Below are 18,948 nucleotides of genomic sequence, written 5' to 3'. Positions count from 1 at the left end.
AGTCTATTTTAATTTAGTTTTTAGTTCTTTCTCTGCAATCTGTAAGGCTTGCAATGCCTGTTCTTCATTTTCTACCAACTGAAATACTTGGTCTGCTAACCAAAGTGAAATCAATTCGTTATAGCCGAGTTTAAAAAGTTTTGCTAATGGTTCTATATGTTCACGTTTAGCGGTTTTTTCTCCTCTTTCTATTTTACTAAGCATTGCGGTATCAATGTCTAACTCTGCGGATAAGTGCCTGAGTAGCATTTCTTGTTCTTCTCTTTTAGACCTTATTAAGTCTCCAAACTTATTCATCCTTTGCTTATTTGTTAAATAATCGTTTGTCAAATATAGACAAATAAAAAATAAACAAGAACAAAAACTACAAGATAAATTTCAAAAAGTGCAAAGGTTGCAAACTACAGCTTGGATGTTATCCTACAAACACCTTAAATTGGCTCTTATAAAATTGCTCTTTTTCCTTTAAATACTTCAAAATAAAAATGAACCGTAGCTATGGCTATGCTTAATTTTTCTTTTTCGTCTAAAGAAAAAATTTCTAATTTTCTTATGTCGCAAACCTAAGGCACTTATAGGATTGTCTTCTGATAGTGTCCGTAACTGGGTTGAGTGAGATGCGAACCTAATAAGGATTTGAGCAAATTATCAATAGAACGGTCTTTGAGTTGGTATTTCTTACCTATGAGGATGGCTTCTTCACGTTTGAAGTTTTGTGGTAAGGCTTCAAAGAATTGCTTTTTATTGTTAGCACCTTTAAAAACTCCTGTTTCTTCTTTCTTTGGTAGGTTGTTGTACATTAACAAGCTGTGTTGTAGATAGACATTTGCAATCATTAACGCCATTTCAAAATCTTCATCCGTACACGTAACATTTTCTGTACAATCACCATTATCAAATTTGCGAAGCGTGGATAATATCATACAAATACGATATAGAATTAAGCCCAAACGTTTTACTACACTTCCAGCTTCTTCTGCTGTAAAGGTGGTTACTTCTGTTAACCATTGTTGCCCTGTATAATTAACTGTTTGCCATTGTTCTTTGGATAAGTGTATCTGTGTTGGATTTGCTTCTAAGAAGTGAATCATTTCTAATACATTTTGCGATAAGGCTTCAAAATGGTCGTTTAAATTTAAGGTATTGCCAAAAGGCGATACATCTTTCCAAAGCTGCTCTACTTTAAACGTATAGAATAAAAAGCGACTGAATAAACCATCTTCTGCGGATGCAATGATATTGGCTACTTGACCAGGAGTACCTGATAAAGCAACTGATATTTTAGGCTCTTTGATAATTACATATTCATTGTCTGTTTTTCTTGAAACAGAAATGGTTTCAGAATGAAACGCTTTTCTGAGCATATCAGAATATCCGCCCCAATCTTGCTTAAAAACTGCTCCCATACTATCTGCTTCTGTTTCGCAAATAATTCCTTTACCCTCATTTTGTTGTATGTGTTGTAAAATGGCTGCATAAGATGTATTGGCAGGAATGAATACCACTTTAAAAGGTGGTTTTACAGGCTCTTCTGGAGTTTCTGTGTCGTCTTTCTTTCGGTTTCTTTGTTCTACCTTGTATTGAGCTAATTCGGCATCATAGATAGACTTATCTTGATTGCTTTGTTCTAATACACTTTCTTGATATGGGTCTGCCAATATTTTGGCGAATTTTAAAGCACCTTTTCCGCTTGCTGCTGGAGCTATGATAAAGGAAAACAGATTAGGGAATACGGTCTGTTGAGCATATACACCTGATACATTAGGTAAACAACCGCTAAGAATAGACAATGCACCAGTAAAGAACACATCACGTTCTCTTGGATCTGTAAATGCCATTGTACCTTTTCTTAATATCTCTGGTAGGTTGTCAAATAACTGTTCGTCAAAAGTGGGTGTGTTTTTTAGATAATCTTCATTGTTTATCGTTTCCGTTGGTTGAACTTGTGGGCTGTAATTCTGATAGCTTGCAAATTGCATAGCGTTGTTATCATAGGCTGATTTTACAGATGCTTTTATTTCATCTTGGTTTAGGTCGTAGGTACTTAGAATAAGATGCAAAGTATCATCATACACGATTCCTCTCCTGTTGCAATTACAAGCCAATTGATATATGAAATTGTTTCGGTTGCCGTCTGTATAGCTTTCTTTGTTTTCGGTGAATGTGATACACTCGGTAAAGATTTCTGAACTATTACTGTTTTCATTATTACTAAGATTTTGGGTTACTACTGTTTTGGGTGCTGTTGGTGTGATAGGTTGTAAAACCGTTTCGGTTTTTACCTTGAACTTTTCGTTTTGTATGTTCTTATATCCGTCAGGGTCGTAAGACACAAAACACAGCCTTGTAATATCTTTGCATTTTGGGTCTGCTTCAATACCAACTTCTTTTTCATAATACGCTTGCACTTGTGCATAAGCGTTTTTATGTTGTTCCATAGTAGAATCTACTTCAATAAACACTTTTAGGCCATTACCGCTTGGGCTTGTGAAACAAGCAAAAGTGAAAGGAATGGATTGTATTTTCTGTTTTGCTTCTTGAAGCTCGTCTGGTTCTAACTTATCAAAATCTAAGTGTACAAATCCGCTGTACATTTTAAAGTACTCCATTTTACGACCGCCTTCAAAAGTTGCTGACGGTGTAAAGGCTACTAATTCTTTTTTGAATTGGTCTGCTCGTTCTGGTTTACCCATTCCAATAGCCATACGGATAGCTTCAATAGGTTCTTTGTATTTACCCTCAATAACATCCTTTACTATCAGTAGTAAGGCTTTATTTTCTATGGGTTGATTGAAATTTTTATATATAGTTGATGATGCCATTTTAGAAGTATTTATGTGATTATTTTCCATTGATAGGTGCTTTAAAATTTTGGTCTAACAATTGGAGTATGTCTGATAAGCGGTAATAGATTTTGTACCCAATTTGGCAATAGCCTATGAGTCCGCTATCTCGCCAATATTGAGCGGTTCGCTTACTAACATTCATTATCTGTAGAAACTCTTGGGTGTCGAAAAACACTTGGTCAGGATTGCTTCTTTGCTTATCTTTAAGCATAAGCGTTAGTTCTGATAGTCTATCGTCTATCTGTTCTAACTTTTCGTCTAAAGGATGATAAAAGCCCATATCTAACTGCGTTTGTTTTGAATTAGATAATTGGCTGCTGCTTTTTCGATTTCGTCCGTAGAAGATTGACGGTTACGTTGTAACCATTCGTCTAACTCGGTACGATTGAAATAGAGTTTTTTACCTTGTGGGCAGAAATGCGGAACGGATTTCTGACTGGTAAGTTTGTAGAGATGCGAAGCACTTATATCTAAATAGCTACAAGCATCATTGAAGTTTAATACTTCTTTCTTTAAGAGGTTTTGTTCCTCAATCTTTTGCTCAAGTCTGTTGAGCTTTTCTAAAATTAAATTTTCGTTACTCATTGTGTTACGATTTAAAAGGTTTAACAATCATTTCTGACCGCTAAACTATTTCGTAACACTCTGGTAATCAGTTAGACGCTAACATCTAACTACTATATCTAACACATCTAACTGTTTTTATTTACAGATGGCTGAAAATGTTGTCTATATCTTCTTTTTTATAGGGTTGTTTTTGGTTTGCATTGTATAGACTTCCTTTTGAAATTGCATTCCCTTTTTTAGAATGAAATAACTTTGATTTGTCTATTGTGGTAGCTGTAAAATTTGAGAATGAGAGTTCTAATTTCTTCACTATGTATGCAAATTCTAATGTTTCACATCCTAAATATATCTGAGGAGCACCCAGTTTTAAATCTTTACTTGTTAATACAGACAATAATTCTTCAACTGTTGATTTATCCTCATTTAAGAGTTCCATATCACGATTAAGCAAAAAGAGTACCGATTTTAGCTTTGTTGTATCTCCAGTAAATCCAAATGAGAAACGAGTATCTTTTTCAAACTTATAATTATCAATACCTAAAAGAATATTATTTACTGTTTGAAATTCAGGAGTTGTTTTGTCAATCTCTATATCTGGAATGGGTTGTTGTAATAGTTCTCCGTAAAGCTCGTTTTTGTTTGACGGTAATTCCGAAAGGAATTGAGGATATAACTTTTCGGTTTCCTTTAGAAAACGAATTACGTTAGTAATGAGTTGCGGAATAACATAAGCTGTCAAGTCGGTTTGCTTAAAACTGTCTTGATCTGTTCCTATTCTTAATAATAGGTCTTTGCAAGATTTCACTACGTTTTGAACTATCTCTTTTTTCTGAATTTCTCCAATGTCTTTATTTACACATTTAAAAACTCTGTCTGATAGTCTTGTAGCTTCATTTAAAAGCAAGTAATGATAAAACCTTTGTGTTGCTGTGGTGGGTTCAGCTAATTTGATTTCAACCAATGGATGCAGAATATCGTGGCTAATATCTGTATCTGCTTGCAGTAGGTAGATTTCCAAACCATCTTCTTTGAATAGATTAGGCTTGTTTTTGTGGATTTCCTTTAATGCCTTATAATACTCGTTTATAGTCTGTTTTGGCTGTATAAATTTTGCAGACAAATTTTGTCTGTAAAACTTTTCATTGACTGCATCACTTGCCCAAGGTTTTAGATCGCCATAAATGATGCTTTTAAAAATAGTTAGTTCCATATTATAAATCGAGTTGAATTTTATTAGCTGCTTCTTTCTTCTTGTTGTCTATTACTTTGGCATATATCTGAGTGGTTTTTAATTCTCTATGTCCTAATAGTTTTGATACGGTGTAAATATCTGTACCCATTGTAAGTTGTAGGGTTGCATAGGTGTGTCTTGCACAATGGAACGTGATGTTTTTAGTAATACCTGCACGAAGTACCCATTGAGCTAATTTAACATTGTGCCAAGCACTATATTTTAAGCCTTTAAAAACACGCTCTGTTTTTTCTTTTTCTTCTCCTAACATATTACGAGCTTGCTCGGATATTGGTAGGGTTTCCGCTCCTTTGGTTTTTTGTTGTCTGAAACGAATGTAGTAGCCCATTTCATCAGAATGTTGCACCTCTGACCAAACCAACTTATTTATATCTGACCATCTTAAACCAGTAAGACAAGCGAATAAAAACGCAGTTTTTAGCTGCTTGCTTTCGCAATCTGCCTTTACTAATGCTTGTACTTCTTCTAAGGTTAAAAACTCTCTTTGTGGTTCTCCTTGTTTGAATCCCTGGACTTGCTCCGCGGGATTGTATTTTAAAATGCCATCTCTAACCGCTTGCTTTAATGCTGCCTTTAGTTTGTTGAAGTAGGAGTACTTTGAATTTTGAGATAATTCGTTTTCACTTTTGGTTTTAGCTTCATTGTCTAAATAATCTTTAAAGCCTTGTACCCATTCACGATTTACTCTATCAAATGAAATATCTCTTGGACTGTATTTTCTTAGATGCTTACCAACACTATCCCAATTACCATAATTACCTAAACTGGCTTTTCTCTTTTCTGTGAGTGCATCAAAGTATAATAAGAAACTGCCTTTTAGCTTCTCCTTGTCTTGAAAATCATAAATATTATTCTGAATTTCTAAATGTCTTTTGGCTCTGATACTTTCAGCTAATTGTAGTATCGTTTTATTTTGGTCTTTCTCTGCCTTAGTAAGTGAACCTTTTTCTGGGTCAGGTTTTAGATACAATTTTAAATATTCATATTCTCGCTTACCATTGGCATAGTAGTCTAAATACAAACTGATTTTGTTTCCTTTCTTTCGTTTTCTTAATGTTACTTTCATAAGGCTAAATTTTAAAGAGATTATCGATTTCTGTCCGTTTTATAATAGTACGCCTACCTAATTTTGCAATGCTCAATTGGTTGCGTTTTATCATCCGCTGAATAGTCCATCTGCTTGCACCTAATAAATTGGCAGCTTCAGTAATACTTAGAAATTCTTTATCTCTTAGATTGATATGATTTCCTGCTTGTGTAGGTAAGGTTTGCAGAGTTTGCAAGTTTTCGGAAGATGTAGGCTTGCTATTATTTATTTGCTCGGATAGGGTGGATTGTACTTTTTCTTCTCGCTTACGTTGTTTGTAGGCTCTACTTGCACACGTATGACCGCAATACTTAGTGGTGGTCTTTTGTGCAACAAAAGCCATTCCACAGAATTGACAGAATTTCGGTATTTTAATTGTACTGCTCATTTGGTGCTACTTGTAGCTCAATGTTGCTTGGTGGTGCTATATGGTGCATCATTTCGCTTTGATTTGTTGCTTTATGATTTGGGCAACAGATAAGCTAATAGGGCAACAATTGAACAACAAATATAAGAAATAAAGAGCAATTGGGCAACAAAAAAGAGATACTAAAAACTTATAAAGTCAATAAAAACAAGTAGTTAGAAAACAAAAGAAAGATAATTACTTTCCGATACAAAAATTGCTAAAGATGTTACCCAAAAGCTCGTCGTTCGTGACTTGACCGGTGATAAGCCCCAAGTGATAAAGTGCTTCCCGAACATCAATGGCCATTAAATCGCTAGGAAGGTCTTCGTCCATCCCAAATTGTACCTTTTCGATTTCTTCCAACGCCTTTAATAAGGCATTATAGTGTCTGGTATTGGTCACTATGGTTTCATTGTTGCGTAGGGCACCTGTATTTACAAATTCCAACAACTTGTTTTCCAAGTCCGCCACACCTTCCCTGGTTTTAGCAGAAATAAATAAGGTCGTTTGTCGCTTGTCATCATCGGGCAATTCTTGCTTGAACTTAAACCGTTGATTCTCGCTTAACCTGTCCAATTTATTGATAAGTAGTACGATCGACTTTAAGGGGAACTTATTTTTTATTTTCTCTATTTCGATTTTTAAAGAAGCTATGGCCCCGTCAGTTGTTAACTGCCATCCATCTACCAAATATAAAACTACGTGTGCCTGTTCAATTTTTTCAAAGGTTCTTTTGATACCTATGCTTTCGACAACATCTTTGGTCTCCCGAATGCCTGCCGTATCTATAAAACGGAATCCGATGCCTCCTATTGAAATTTCATCTTCAATAGTATCACGTGTGGTACCGGCTATGTCACTGACAATGGCGCGTTCTTCGTTCAAAAGGGCATTGAGCAAGGTCGACTTCCCGACGTTGGGTTCTCCGACAATCGCTACAGGAATTCCATTTTTAATAACATTACCGACGGCAAAAGAATCGATGAGTCCTTTCAATACGGTTTGAATGCGCTTCAGTAGTTCTTTAAATTGGGTACGATCGGCAAATTCAACATCTTCTTCTGAAAAATCGAGTTCCAACTCAATTAGGGAGGCAAAGTTTAAAAGTTCCTCACGTAGTAACTTGATTTCATTACTGAATCCACCACGCATTTGTTGTATCGCAATTTGATGGCTCGCCTCGTTATCTGAGGCGATAAGGTCTGCAACGGCCTCGGCTTGGCTCAAATCGAGTTTTCCATTTAAAAAAGCCCGTAAGGTAAACTCCCCAGCATCGGCCATACGGCAGCCCTTTCGTAAAAATAATTGAATGATTTGTTGCTGGATGTAGGGCGAACCATGACAGGATATTTCCACGACATCTTCTCCGGTATACGAGTGGGGATCTTTAAAAATCGATAGTAGAACCTGGTCGATAACACGCTTATCCTCAATGATATGCCCGAGATGAATAGTGTGTGTTTTTTGATCGATAAGCTTTTTGTCCCGTATCGATTTGAAGTAATTGGCCGCCAATGAAATGGCATTATTTCCCGAAATACGTATTACGGCAATTGCCCCCGCACCTGAGGGTGTCGCCAAAGCAATTATAGTGTCATCTGGAATCATTGGGCAAAATTAATCAAAATGAAGGAAGGAAAACCCAAGTATTTTTTTGATGTTCTTTTTATACGTAATTGGTACGCTATTTGATTAATTTTACGGTACTGAATAGTTCAGGATTTACTCAAAGAAAAGCTAACCTAATTCCCTCATAAAATGAAAAAGATATTTCTAACATTCGTTTCGATTTTAGTATTCAATATGATTGCCAGTGCCCAAGTTGCCGAACAGGCGAGTGATTCGATTGGGCTTGCCGAAGATGCGGCGGAAAAACAGGCTCAGGCGTTAGAGCTTAAAGAGCAGAAAAGAATGGAAAAAGAAATCCAGAAAGCCGAAAAAGCGCAGAAAAAAGCGGAAAAGGCGCAAAAGAAGGCCGAAAAGGCAGCAAAAAAGCGTGAAAAGTTGATGGACGACATAAAATCACAAAGAAAATCCATTGAGAAAGATGAGAAAAAATTGGAGAAGTTACGGGAGAAAATGCAGCTTGATAAGGTAAAAGGTAAACTTTCACCCAACGATATTACAAAAGTGAACAAGAAAATCGATAAACTACGGTCAGGTCTTGTAAAGGATATCGAAAAACTAAGAAAATTGGAAAGAAAACAATAGTGGTGCCCGTTCTAAGAATTGCAATTGTAACAATTTGATGGGTCTTGCGTCATATAGGTACATCAATTAAAAACACAATCATGCAAACAGAGAACAGAACACTTTTAGCGGCTACACATTTAAGTCAGTTGTTAGATTTTGTAACAGGAATAGGAGGCCTGATCATTCCGTTGGTATTATGGCTTACCCAAAGAGATAAGGTTATCGATATGGATGAAAACGGAAAGGCCATCATCAACTTTAGAATCAGCATGTTTCTTTATGTGCTGCTATGTGTACCCTTAATATTGTTATTCGGACTCGGACTTTTAGGGTTTTTGGTATTAGGAGTGCTGTACTTCGTATTCCCGATTGTAAATGCTGTAAAAGCAAGCAACGGAGAGGCCCCACATTACCCGATGAGTATAAAGTTTGTCTAGAATAACAGCGTTTAAACAAAAAAGGAGCATTCTTTTTTAAGCATTTACCAACACCTTTCTTCAAAGAGGCACGGTTGCTGAAATAAAAAAAGCCCTTCAATGGAAGGACTTTTTACTTAAAAATACGTCCGGTTTTAATCTTTACAGACTACAGCGTGTGCGATTACGTAGATATCGCCTGAAAGATTTGCTGTAACGGAGTATTGCCCAGGAGCCACTGTTGGGCTACCATTTTTAGTCGGATACATAGCGTTGCCTGCATAGGTATGTGTTTCTTTGACTTCAAGAGATGGATCAATATTATAGGTGACATCGACATTGCCATTTTGATAACTTACATCTACCGTACCTACCAATTCACCTTTTGAAATATCACATTGGCCGGCACCGGCATGCACATTATAGGTGTAATTTCCTTCGGCAATCGGGCCTATGGTCCAGCCCCAACGGTTAAAACCATTTTCAATGAAGCATGTCTCACCGTCTACACCTCTTGCAAACGCAGTTTCACAGTCGCTTTTGCATTCCGTCTTAAAATTGAAATCCATTACATAAAGTCGTTCTTTCGTCTCGGGATCTAAAACCCATCCCCAAGTGCTAATGCCGTAAGCACCGATTTCGGAGTCAAAATTAGCACCACCAGGACCGACATGGGCGCCCAAGTTGGGCGTACTGGCATCGAAGGGGTCTGGGCGTTGCTCAATTCCGAAGGTGCCTACAGCTGTACATTCAGTGCCTGATGCCGTAATAGAGCTGCGCTCTGAATCGATTACATAAAAATGCATGTCTTCGGAATTTGATGCTAATCCTGCACAACCTTGTTTTTTATGCTCGCCACCAAGGGCCGACCATTCCGTCCATGATTTTCTATCAATCAGCCAAACATCTACTTCTACGACACAAGTTCCGTTCGATGTAGTTCCTTTAATGTTTGCAGTACCGTCATCATATTCTGCAAAGGTCAACTGATGGCCGTCGACACTCGAGTAAAAAGCTGATGGCTCATCATGATCCGTTGATATTCTGGGCCACCAAAAGTTAGCAGTGGGCTGTCTATCCCCTATTGGGCAACGATCTGCGTCGACAACTGTACATTCTTTGATGATTTTGGGTTCATCTTTCTGCCGCTTAACCTTTTTAGTTTTGCCAGGTACGTCCTTCAAAACTTCTTGATCACCAACTTTTTCAACATCACAGGAGAAAAAGATAAGGCAAAAACACACTAGCAATTTGGTAATGTTTTTCATAATTCGTTTGGTTTAAAAGTTGATTGTTTAACCATTTAAATTATGAATACCACAATTTTTGGGCACTGAATTTCGATAAAATGCAAAAAAAACGACAGCCTCTTGAAGTAAGCGTTAAATCTTACGTTTTAAGTAGAAAACGTCCTTCCTTACTTTAGGGTTTTGGCTAATGCAATTGTTTTTTAGCTACAAATTTTTGAGAAATATGATTGCGGGTAATCAATTGTTCAGCATTACGGGCATCACCAACATGGTTACGTTTTCGCCTTCATCCAATCCGTCTACAGGCGTAAGAATACCAGCTCTGTTCGGTAGGCTCATTTCCAACGAAACTTCATCAGCGTTAAGGTTGTTCAACATTTCCGTTAAAAATCGAGAGTTGAAACCAATTTGCATATCGTCACCTTGATACGAGCAAGTCAACCGTTCTTCCGCTTTATTGCTATAGTCCATATCTTCGGCAGAAATGTTTAGTTCGGCTCCGGCAATCTTTAAGCGAATTTGGTGTGTAGTCTTATTTGAAAAGATTGAAACACGTCGTACAGAGCTTAAAAATTGATTTCTTGGAATGGTTAACTTATTCGGATTTTCTTTCGGAATGACCGCTTCGTAATTCGGGTACTTTCCATCGATCAACCGGCAGATAAGTTCTGTATTGTCAAAAGTGAATTTAGCGTTACTATCGTTATATTCTATGAGTACATCAGATTCGCTACCTGCCAAAATACCCTTTAAAAGTGTCAATGGTTTTTTGGGCATAATAAATTCTGCCACTTGGGAGGCCGAAACATCGTTACGTTGATATTTTACCAATTTATGTGCATCCGTTGCAACGAAGGTCAAATTCTCTGGAGAGAATTGAAAAAACACGCCACTCATCACAGGTCTTAAATCATCATTGCCTGCCGCAAATATTGTTTTGTTTATGGCAGAGGCCAAAATATCACCCAGTAGGGTCGTTTCACTTGGGTTGGCCAATTCTACGGCCTTTGGGAACTCGGCACCGTCGGCATAGGCCAATGCGTATTTTCCGTGATTTGAACTGATTTCAACCGTGTTGTTGTCTTCTACAACAAATGTTAAGGGTTGTTCTGGAAAAGTCTTCAAAGTCTCTAGCAACAAACGAGCAGGAACGGCAATAGTGCCTTCGTTATCGGAATCAACATCTAAAACCGAACTCATGGTGGTTTCAAGGTCGGAAGCCGAAACGGTCAGCTTATCTTGTTTGAGGTCAAATAGAAAATTGTCTAAAATGGGCAGTGTATTACTATTATTGATAACACCTCCCAAAACTTGTAGCTGCTTTAATAAATATGTGCTCGATACTATGAATTTCATTCGTTACGCATTTTGTTATAGTTTTCTCCTTTCTACGGAAATATAGTGTTTAAAAAGCCATTGGGAGACGATTAAATCTCCGAATACACCTCGAACAAAGATATTTTAAATGTCCATTTTTAAGAAACAAACTTATTAACACTTACACTCCATATTTTTTCTTTCGGATATAGCTGAATACAAGTCCTAAAATAAGAATTAAAACAACGGGAATACCAATGTTTATTAGTTGCCACTTCGTTTTTTGTTCTTCGATTTTTTTGACGTCGAGCATCGGGATATTGACGGTCTTGTTTCGTATGTTTATAAGTCCTGAATCGTCTAATAGGTAATTTAAGCTATTTATTAGAAATTCTTTATTGCCATAATGATTGTTGGTCCATTTGTCATATCCCAATTCTAATGGCCGCCCATTTCTCAATTGGTTTTTTATGATATCGCCATCCGCAATGACCAGCATTTTATTGTCCGTACCATTTTCTAAAGTACCATTTAGCTTTAAAGGTTTTACCCTTTTGTCAAATGCAGATTTAAATTTACCTTCTATCAATACCGCTAGCGGCTTGTTTCCATCGGTATACGCTTCTTTTTTTGGTGGAACGTCAATAATATCGAGACTGATTTGTTTGGGCGTCCCATCCACTTTTGAAAGTGGTGAGCTGCTAAGAACAACGGTTTTTTTATTGGAATTCGCCAACGTATCCAATGCACTGGTAAACTGAAAGCGCACCGCTTCCAAATTATTGTTTATCGGATGATCATTTTTTGAGAAAACCATTGGATTATAGTACCACGGTACCGGATTATATTGCGAATCGTTGCCTTCTCCGCTTGCCAATACGATTTGTGTAAAATACATATCGTTGACTAACACGGGATTGATGCGCACCCCGTAATTAAAGAAGAAATCATTCAGATTCAGATTGCGGGGTAAAGCCATTGCGGTACCCGTTTCGTTAAAAAGACTGTCAAGCTCCATATTTACTTGGTCGACAAGCCATACCGATTTTCCGCCGTTGACGATGTATTGATCCATAACGTATTTCTCGCCATCGGAAAAAGCTTCCGTAGGTTTTGCTATCAATGCCAAATCGTACGCTTTTAAGCGATCTAAGGTACTTTGTGGGTTGGTTGCAACAGAATCAAGGGTAATTGCGCCAATATTGTAGTAATCTCTTATCGCGGTCAAAAAATCAGCCAAAAACATATCATCCAGTTCACCGTTACCTTTAATGACCGCAACGCGTTTTTTCTCTTTGATCTGTAGTTTTGTGAAGGCATCGGCAAAAGCATATTCTAAATTTTGAACCGAATTGTTTATCCGTTCTTCAGATGATGCGCCTAATTTGTTCTTGAGCAGTGGAACCTTTACGGTCACATTGTTATAGTTGACCATGGCCCAAGGAAAGGCGATGTTCTGTGATAATTTGCTATTGTCTTCTACCGTAATTTGTGCCGGGGTAAGACCTAGGGATTGTAGATCGGCTATAGTAGCATCGGTCTGTTCAGAATCTTCCAGGGGGTCTACGAAGGTAAATTTTATATTGTTGCTTTTTGAAGCGAACTCCTCCAAAAGTTGTCTTGTTTCGGTCTGTAGCCTGACGAATTCCGAGGGTAGGTCACCGGCTAATAGTACATCGATGACTACTGGGTTTTTAAAGTCAAGTACCGTGTTCACGGCGGGCTGCGATAAGGTATAGCGTTGGTCTTCGGTAAGGTCGAACCGCAAGTTCATAATACCTGCTACAACGTTTACCAGGATCAAGCCGGCAATAGCCTTTACAACCGATGGTAGGTTATTTTTCATCGGTTGTGGTTTGTTTTTAATTGAACGACGGCCAAAAATAGGAAGAATAGTGCCAAGCTTAAAAAGTACAGCAGATCGGCACTATCGATAACTCCGCGTGCAATACTTGCAAAATGAGCCTTCATTCCCAAACGCTGAACAAATACAGCGGTGTCACCACTTGAAATAATGGAGGCTAAGGCCTCAAAACCGTAATAGAGAAAAAAGCAAATAAGTACGGCCGCAATAAAAGATACGATCTGGTTTTCAGATAAGGTAGAGGCGAACAGGCCAATTGCGGTATAGCAAGCTGCGAGAAAAATGATTCCAAAATAAGAACCTATAACCATGCCGATATCAAGGTTACCTACCGTAGTACCCAGTTGAGAAACTGTGTATACGTAAAGCAGTGTAGGTAGTAAAGCGACTAAAGTGAGCACCAAGTTTCCGAAAAATTTGCCCAGTACCAATTGCCAAACGGTCAATGGCTTGATGAGGAGCAGCTCTAAGGTCCCCAATTTTTTTTCCTCAGAAAAGCTTTTCATTGTAATGGCCGGAATAAGGAATAGAAATATCCAAGGTGCCAAAAAGAAAAAGTTTCCTAAATCTGCAAATTGGTAATCGAAAATATTGAAAGGGCCCTTGAAGACCCACAGAAACAGTCCGCAGAGTACTAAAAAAAGTCCGATGACCATGTAACCGATCGGAGCGGTAAAAAAAGATCGTATTTCCCTTTTAAAAATTGCGAGCACTGCTATCAGTTTAAAGTCTCTATTCGATTAACGCTCCATGCTTCCGGTTTTGCAGAAAAAAGCGGTTTGGTCTGGCCCCATACTTCCTTAAAAAAAGATGAGCCGCGATAAGCCTCCAAACTTTGCTCATTTTCCCAATGACTATAGGTGAAAAATATACGGTCATCAGCTTTGTCTTGATACAATTCCAAGTACCTACAGCCTTCAAAAGCACGAATACCTTGTTTGGTCTTCTGAAAAATGTGCTCAAAACTAGTAATATTTTCCCTTTTAAATGTGAGTTTTACAATTCGTACCAGCATTTATATAAAATTGATGGTGATAGTATCTCTATAATCCAACCCCAGCAGGGTAGAGGCTCCGCCGACAGTATTCAAATCACTTTTGTAAATGGCCAATTCAACATAATTAGCGGAGTTGAAAATCGCCAACACGTCGCCCGCACCTTTTCGTTTACTTCTTTCTAGATCAAAATTGATGATATCACTATAGGTATTGTGAATTTGTTTGATTTTCGTAGTTCGTGCGCTCAACTCAAAAGACCTTCCTTTTCTATAGGCCTCAAAGAAATTTTTGTGAATATTGGTTACCACGTTCCCGTAATTATCAATGTAAATGACGCTGCCGCTTATTTTGTTTCCATTATCGGTAACACTTGGTGAGAACCCGCGAAGATCACGCAACCCATCAAAGTGCCTACCCACAACATCCAAGGTTCCGCCTCGTGCAATATGGCAGGCTACTTTTACAAATACGTCACGAACGGGGAAAGAACCATAATCTGGATTGGGAATCTTGATTTCCACCACTTTTTCGGGTTGAATTTCGGAAGTTATCAAACCTATTACCCCGTTGTTCGCCGTTATAAAATAATGCCCATCTACCAACACGGCAATGTGCTGGTTTTCAGGTGTAGGTTCGGCATCGACCCCAACAATATGAATAGTGCCCTCAGGAAAACTTTTGTACGAATTCTCAAGAATATAGGCACATTCTTGAATGTTAAAGGGATTAATGTCGTGGGAAATGTCTACGATTTTGGCATCTGGTAGTTCTTTGTAAATCGTACCTTTTAGGGTGCCTACAAAATAATCCTTAAGTCCAAAATCGGTCGTTAGCGTTATAATTGCCATACAGCAATGTTGATATGTTTTTGGTAATGCAAACTGAATTTTTACTTAAGTTTGTTAAACAAAATTAAACAAAAAAATAGCCAAGCGAAATTAATATTCAACGGGTTTAATTTAAATCTTCCAATTTTTGAACGAACTTATTCTAGAACTTACTGAAATAAGCCCAAGGGAGTTTTTTGGGCAACAGAACGAAAATATAGATTTATTAAAAAAATATTTTCCGAAGCTAAAAATTGTAGCGAGGGGGAATAAAATAAAGGTCTATGGCGATGATGAATTACTGAATGAGTTCGACAGGCGTTTTAAGATGTTGACGGCCCATGTGACCAAGTATAACAAATTGGATGAGAACGTAATCGAAAGGGTACTTACCAGTAATACCAAAGAAGATTACGAATCATCACAAGAGAGCGGTGAGACTTTAGTACATGGGGTCAGTGGTCGCCTGATCAAGGCAAGAACGGTCAACCAGCGCAAATTGGTCGATGCCTCTAAAAAGAACGATATGGTATTTGCCATTGGCCCGGCCGGTACAGGAAAGACTTATACCGGTGTGGCTTTGGCGGTAAAAGCACTGAAAGAAAAGCAGGTACGTCGAATTATCTTAACAAGACCTGCGGTCGAGGCAGGCGAGAATTTAGGGTTTCTTCCCGGTGATCTAAAAGAGAAGTTAGACCCTTATATGCAACCATTGTATGACGCTTTGCGTGATATGATCGCACCCGAAAAATTGGCACACTACATTGAAAACGGAACCATTCAAATTGCTCCGATGGCATTTATGCGGGGTAGAACATTGGATCATGCCTTTGTGATTTTAGATGAAGCCCAGAATACCACGCATGCACAAATGAAAATGTTCTTGACCCGAATGGGGAAAGATGCCAAATTTCTGATAACGGGCGATCCGGGACAAATTGATTTGCCGCGAAGGGTCATTTCCGGACTCAAGGAAGCACTTTTGGTGCTCACCAATGTAGCGGGAATCGAAATTATTTATCTTGATGATAAAGATGTTATTAGACATCGCTTGGTCAAGAAGGTGATCGATGCCTATAAGAATATCGAACACCAGAATTAGCGAAATCGGAAGGCACCTGTTTGAAGGGCCCAATATTTTTAATTAAAACCAGCAATCGAACATCAAATCAGAATGAGCAATACCATTACAAGTACCGATTTTAATTTTCCTGGACAGCAAAGTGTTTATAAGGGAAAAGTTCGTGAAGTGTATACTTTGAAAAATGACGTTTTGGTAATGGTCGCTACCGATCGATTATCTGCATTTGATGTGGTGATGCCGAAGGGCATACCCTATAAAGGACAAATTCTCAATCAGATTGCGACTAAGATGATGGCGGCGACAGAAGATATCGTACCGAATTGGTTGATGGGCACTCCAGACCCCAATGTGGCTGTGGGCCATGCTTGCGATACCTTTAAGGTAGAAATGGTTATCCGTGGATATCTGTCAGGTCATGCCGCTCGCGAGTATAAAGCTGGGAGGCGACTTATTTGTGGTGTTCCGATGCCCGAGGGTATGAAAGAGAACGATAAATTTCCCGAGCCGATCATTACCCCGGCCACTAAAGCGGAAATGGGAGATCATGACGAAGATATATCAAAGGAAAATATTCTGAGTCGCAAAATTGTATCGGAAGAGGATTATAGTGTATTGGAGCAATATACAAAGGCCTTATTTCAGCGGGGTACCGAAATTGCCGCCAAACGTGGGCTGATTCTAGTAGATACCAAATACGAGTTCGGAAAGACCAAGGATGGCAAGATTGTCTTGATCGATGAAATTCATACCCCTGATTCTTCCCGATATTTTTATGCGGAAGATTATCAAGAACGTCAAGATAGGGGAGAAGCTCAAAAACAACTTTCGAAGGAATTTGTACGCCAATGGTTGATCAGCAATGGTTTTCAAGGGCTTGAAGGCCAAACTCTACCCGAAATGACCGATGATTATATTGCATCGGTTTCAGACCGCTATATAGAACTTTACGAGAATATTACTGGTGAAACCTTTGTAAAGGCCGATATTTCGAACATACAAGAACGTATTTCGGAAAACGTTTTAAAATATTTGAAGGAAGTATAACGGTCAGTTTATGAAAAGCAGGGCAGAGTTAAGAAACAAAAGCCTTTGTTTAAGCACTTTTCGCCCGTATTACGCTTGTACATATATTGTGTGTCCGTTTTTTTATTCAAATACTCTGTCTTTGAATAATGTTTTTAGCTCGTCATAGGAGTGTTTTGGTTTTTTGCAGATGTAGATATGTTGATGTAACTCTTCTTCATTCTCCGAATAGGGATTGTAAATGGTTTTTACTATAGTAACTTCCTCAAAATACTCATTAAAAAAGTCGCCAACATTGTAACCTAAACAAATTGTCGTTTCGGGCATATCTCCTTTTGGAACCCAATTGTAGAAACTACCGTGTAAAGAATATGCTTTTGGTAAATCATATCTCCCGTTAAACACATTCACTGCTCCTGCCTGTGCGTAATGTTTCCCCCAAATTATGGTGTTGTTTTTTTCTGGATTTGGTAGGCTGTCGTATACAGTTTTCAATTCCTTTAAAGTAACAGCCCATTTCTCTTTTGAATACCTTTCCTCAAATCTGACATTGAATTGACCTCCCTTTACAACATCTCTGTTTTCATAGGGATAGTCGTGTTTTAAATAACTTTCCAATGGAAATACAGGCATCCCAAATGGAATCAAAATGACCCCAATGGCAAGTAAAATTCCGATTGGATAAATCAACCATTTTCTTTTTGGCAGCATAATTTGTTCCCAAAATATGCCGCCAAACGGTAAAACTGTCAGTGCAATAGGATAAAAGTAATATCCCTTACCTTGACTGAAAGCTAAAAAGATAGTAGATAATAGAATTGATACCGTTGAAGGTCTATAGTTTCTCATTGAATGATGGAACATTGAAACGATTGCTGGAATAGTAATGAGCAATGTTAAAGGATTCAATGCCATAAGAAGGTCTGATAAAACCTCTGAGGGTGTCTGTCTATTCAACTGGGTTTCATAAAGTCGGTCAAACATTTTTAGAACGGGAAAATCATTGACGATTTGCCAAATGATATTTGAGCTTATCAAAATGATAAAAACGATAATATTCCACCAAAAATTTTGCTTTATTAATGCTTGCCTTGTCGATTTAAAAAACAATAGGGATGAAACTCCGAAAATGAAAAATACAGCATCGTATTTAGTCAAAAATGCCAATACAGCGCCAAAAGTCAGTAACCACAAATATTTTCGTTCAAGACTTTTAACATATTTAGTCAGAAAGAAGAAGTTCAGAACCCAAAACAATTGGCTAAAAACCACTGGTTGAAATAACTGTTGTGAACGTAAAAATGCCGGTGCAATGATGAAACACAACAAAACCAAAAAAACAGCTTTTGTCTTTCCGCCTAATTCTACAGTGATTTTGGAAACAAAAATGAGAATGAGAATTGCAGCAAGGTGCGAAAAAATGTGGTGAACGAAAATGGACTCCGATTGGAACAAGTTTTGGATGAATGCCAAAACTCCAATTATTGGTGGAAATTCCATAAATCCAAAGGCAAGATGATTTCCTGTTTCAATATGAAGCAGTTCGTCTCCTTGAAAACCTGAATTGCTGTCAGCTATTAAATGAAGCGCCAATTTGACGATGCAAAAAGCAAATATTACAAGTTTCGTCTGTCTATTCACTTATTATTTCGGTTTTTTTAAAGGGCACACAACATCTCGGCTTAGCGTAGTGCGGAAGTAAGGACACTTTTCGTTTCCGTCTGTTCACGAAGCTAAAGCTTATTGTTTTGTTTTTTCTTTTTTTGGCCAAAGCAAACTCCAAAAGATTTTGCGGCATTCATAAAAATGCACAAA

Annotated in this window: 19 protein-coding genes; 4 read left to right on the top strand and 15 right to left on the bottom strand. The window is 38.0% G+C overall.

The features are described from left to right. Nucleotides 1-3 precede the first annotated feature (3 nt). The 8 genes from AACZ88_RS10085 to mnmE all read right to left on the bottom strand — a co-directional run bounded on the left by AACZ88_RS10085 (nucleotide 4) and on the right by mnmE (nucleotide 7,769). Nucleotides 4-297, bottom strand: coding sequence for a helix-turn-helix transcriptional regulator (locus tag AACZ88_RS10085; protein WP_339709471.1), 294 nt, complete (start codon nucleotides 295-297; stop codon nucleotides 4-6). Between the two features lie 275 nt (nucleotides 298-572). After that, entirely contained in the window at nucleotides 573-2,852 is a 2,280-nt protein-coding gene (locus AACZ88_RS10080; protein ID WP_339624655.1) for a DUF3987 domain-containing protein, read from the bottom strand. After that, nucleotides 2,842-3,126 carry a helix-turn-helix domain-containing protein gene (locus tag AACZ88_RS10075; protein ID WP_040280860.1) on the bottom strand — a complete coding sequence of 95 codons (285 nt, stop codon included), beginning with the start codon at nucleotides 3,124-3,126 and terminating at the stop codon, nucleotides 2,842-2,844. Before AACZ88_RS10075 ends, AACZ88_RS10080 begins: the two co-directional genes overlap by 11 nt. Before the next feature lie 2 nt (nucleotides 3,127-3,128). Continuing rightward, nucleotides 3,129-3,431 (bottom strand): helix-turn-helix domain-containing protein, encoded by a 303-nt coding sequence (locus tag AACZ88_RS10070; protein WP_042292012.1) that lies wholly within the window; start codon nucleotides 3,429-3,431, stop codon nucleotides 3,129-3,131. Between the two features lie 121 nt (nucleotides 3,432-3,552). Next, a complete protein-coding gene (locus tag AACZ88_RS10065) occupies nucleotides 3,553-4,623 on the bottom strand; it encodes a DUF6617 family protein (RefSeq protein ID WP_339624656.1) in 1,071 nt (356 codons plus the stop codon). A gap of 1 nt (nucleotide 4,624) precedes the next feature. Then, nucleotides 4,625-5,731 (bottom strand): site-specific integrase, encoded by a 1,107-nt coding sequence (locus AACZ88_RS10060; RefSeq protein ID WP_339624657.1) that lies wholly within the window; start codon nucleotides 5,729-5,731, stop codon nucleotides 4,625-4,627. 4 nt (nucleotides 5,732-5,735) lie between these two features. Next, nucleotides 5,736-6,140, bottom strand: a complete 405-nt coding sequence (locus AACZ88_RS10055; protein WP_147677439.1) for a helix-turn-helix domain-containing protein — start codon at nucleotides 6,138-6,140, stop codon at nucleotides 5,736-5,738. Between the two features lie 216 nt (nucleotides 6,141-6,356). After that, nucleotides 6,357-7,769 (bottom strand): tRNA uridine-5-carboxymethylaminomethyl(34) synthesis GTPase MnmE, encoded by a 1,413-nt coding sequence (gene mnmE, locus AACZ88_RS10050; protein ID WP_339709470.1) that lies wholly within the window; start codon nucleotides 7,767-7,769, stop codon nucleotides 6,357-6,359. A 150-nt stretch (nucleotides 7,770-7,919) separates the two neighbouring features. Here mnmE and AACZ88_RS10045 point away from each other — a divergent pair, with 150 nt between their 5' ends. Continuing rightward, entirely contained in the window at nucleotides 7,920-8,372 is a 453-nt protein-coding gene (locus AACZ88_RS10045) for a hypothetical protein (RefSeq protein ID WP_339709468.1), read from the top strand. 80 nt (nucleotides 8,373-8,452) lie between these two features. Next, entirely contained in the window at nucleotides 8,453-8,791 is a 339-nt protein-coding gene (locus AACZ88_RS10040) for a DUF4870 domain-containing protein (RefSeq protein ID WP_339709466.1), read from the top strand. A 134-nt stretch (nucleotides 8,792-8,925) separates the two neighbouring features. Here AACZ88_RS10040 and AACZ88_RS10035 read toward each other — a convergent pair whose 3' ends face one another. The 6 genes from AACZ88_RS10035 to AACZ88_RS10010 form a co-directional block, all read right to left on the bottom strand. Then, nucleotides 8,926-10,038 carry a hypothetical protein gene (locus AACZ88_RS10035; protein ID WP_339709464.1) on the bottom strand — a complete coding sequence of 371 codons (1,113 nt, stop codon included), beginning with the start codon at nucleotides 10,036-10,038 and terminating at the stop codon, nucleotides 8,926-8,928. A gap of 219 nt (nucleotides 10,039-10,257) precedes the next feature. After that, a complete protein-coding gene (gene dnaN / locus AACZ88_RS10030; protein ID WP_339709462.1) occupies nucleotides 10,258-11,376 on the bottom strand; it encodes a DNA polymerase III subunit beta in 1,119 nt (372 codons plus the stop codon). Nucleotides 11,377-11,518: 142 nt separating this feature from the next. Then, a complete protein-coding gene (gldG, locus tag AACZ88_RS10025; RefSeq protein WP_339709461.1) occupies nucleotides 11,519-13,183 on the bottom strand; it encodes a gliding motility-associated ABC transporter substrate-binding protein GldG in 1,665 nt (554 codons plus the stop codon). Further along, complete coding sequence (gldF, locus tag AACZ88_RS10020) at nucleotides 13,180-13,914, bottom strand: gliding motility-associated ABC transporter permease subunit GldF (RefSeq protein ID WP_339709459.1); 735 nt, start codon at nucleotides 13,912-13,914, stop codon at nucleotides 13,180-13,182. Before gldF ends, gldG begins: the two co-directional genes overlap by 4 nt. Before the next feature lie 5 nt (nucleotides 13,915-13,919). Further along, nucleotides 13,920-14,216 (bottom strand): antibiotic biosynthesis monooxygenase, encoded by a 297-nt coding sequence (locus AACZ88_RS10015; RefSeq protein WP_339709457.1) that lies wholly within the window; start codon nucleotides 14,214-14,216, stop codon nucleotides 13,920-13,922. Next, entirely contained in the window at nucleotides 14,217-15,047 is an 831-nt protein-coding gene (locus tag AACZ88_RS10010; RefSeq protein ID WP_339709455.1) for an SAM-dependent chlorinase/fluorinase, read from the bottom strand. Between the two features lie 127 nt (nucleotides 15,048-15,174). Here AACZ88_RS10010 and AACZ88_RS10005 point away from each other — a divergent pair, with 127 nt between their 5' ends. Both AACZ88_RS10005 and AACZ88_RS10000 read left to right on the top strand, forming a co-directional pair. Then, nucleotides 15,175-16,128, top strand: coding sequence for a PhoH family protein (locus tag AACZ88_RS10005; RefSeq protein ID WP_339709453.1), 954 nt, complete (start codon nucleotides 15,175-15,177; stop codon nucleotides 16,126-16,128). A gap of 72 nt (nucleotides 16,129-16,200) precedes the next feature. Then, entirely contained in the window at nucleotides 16,201-17,154 is a 954-nt protein-coding gene (locus tag AACZ88_RS10000; RefSeq protein WP_339709451.1) for a phosphoribosylaminoimidazolesuccinocarboxamide synthase, read from the top strand. 102 nt (nucleotides 17,155-17,256) lie between these two features. On the opposite strand, the gene AACZ88_RS09995 is transcribed toward AACZ88_RS10000, so the two are convergent. Beyond that, nucleotides 17,257-18,774 (bottom strand): glycosyltransferase family 39 protein, encoded by a 1,518-nt coding sequence (locus tag AACZ88_RS09995; RefSeq protein WP_339709449.1) that lies wholly within the window; start codon nucleotides 18,772-18,774, stop codon nucleotides 17,257-17,259. Between the last annotated feature and the right edge of the window lie 174 nt (nucleotides 18,775-18,948).

It is taken from the genome of uncultured Kriegella sp. (genome assembly GCF_963975415.1).
In the GTDB taxonomy this organism is placed as follows: domain Bacteria; phylum Bacteroidota; class Bacteroidia; order Flavobacteriales; family Flavobacteriaceae; genus Kriegella.
This window is presented reverse-complemented; position numbering and strand designations above follow the sequence as displayed.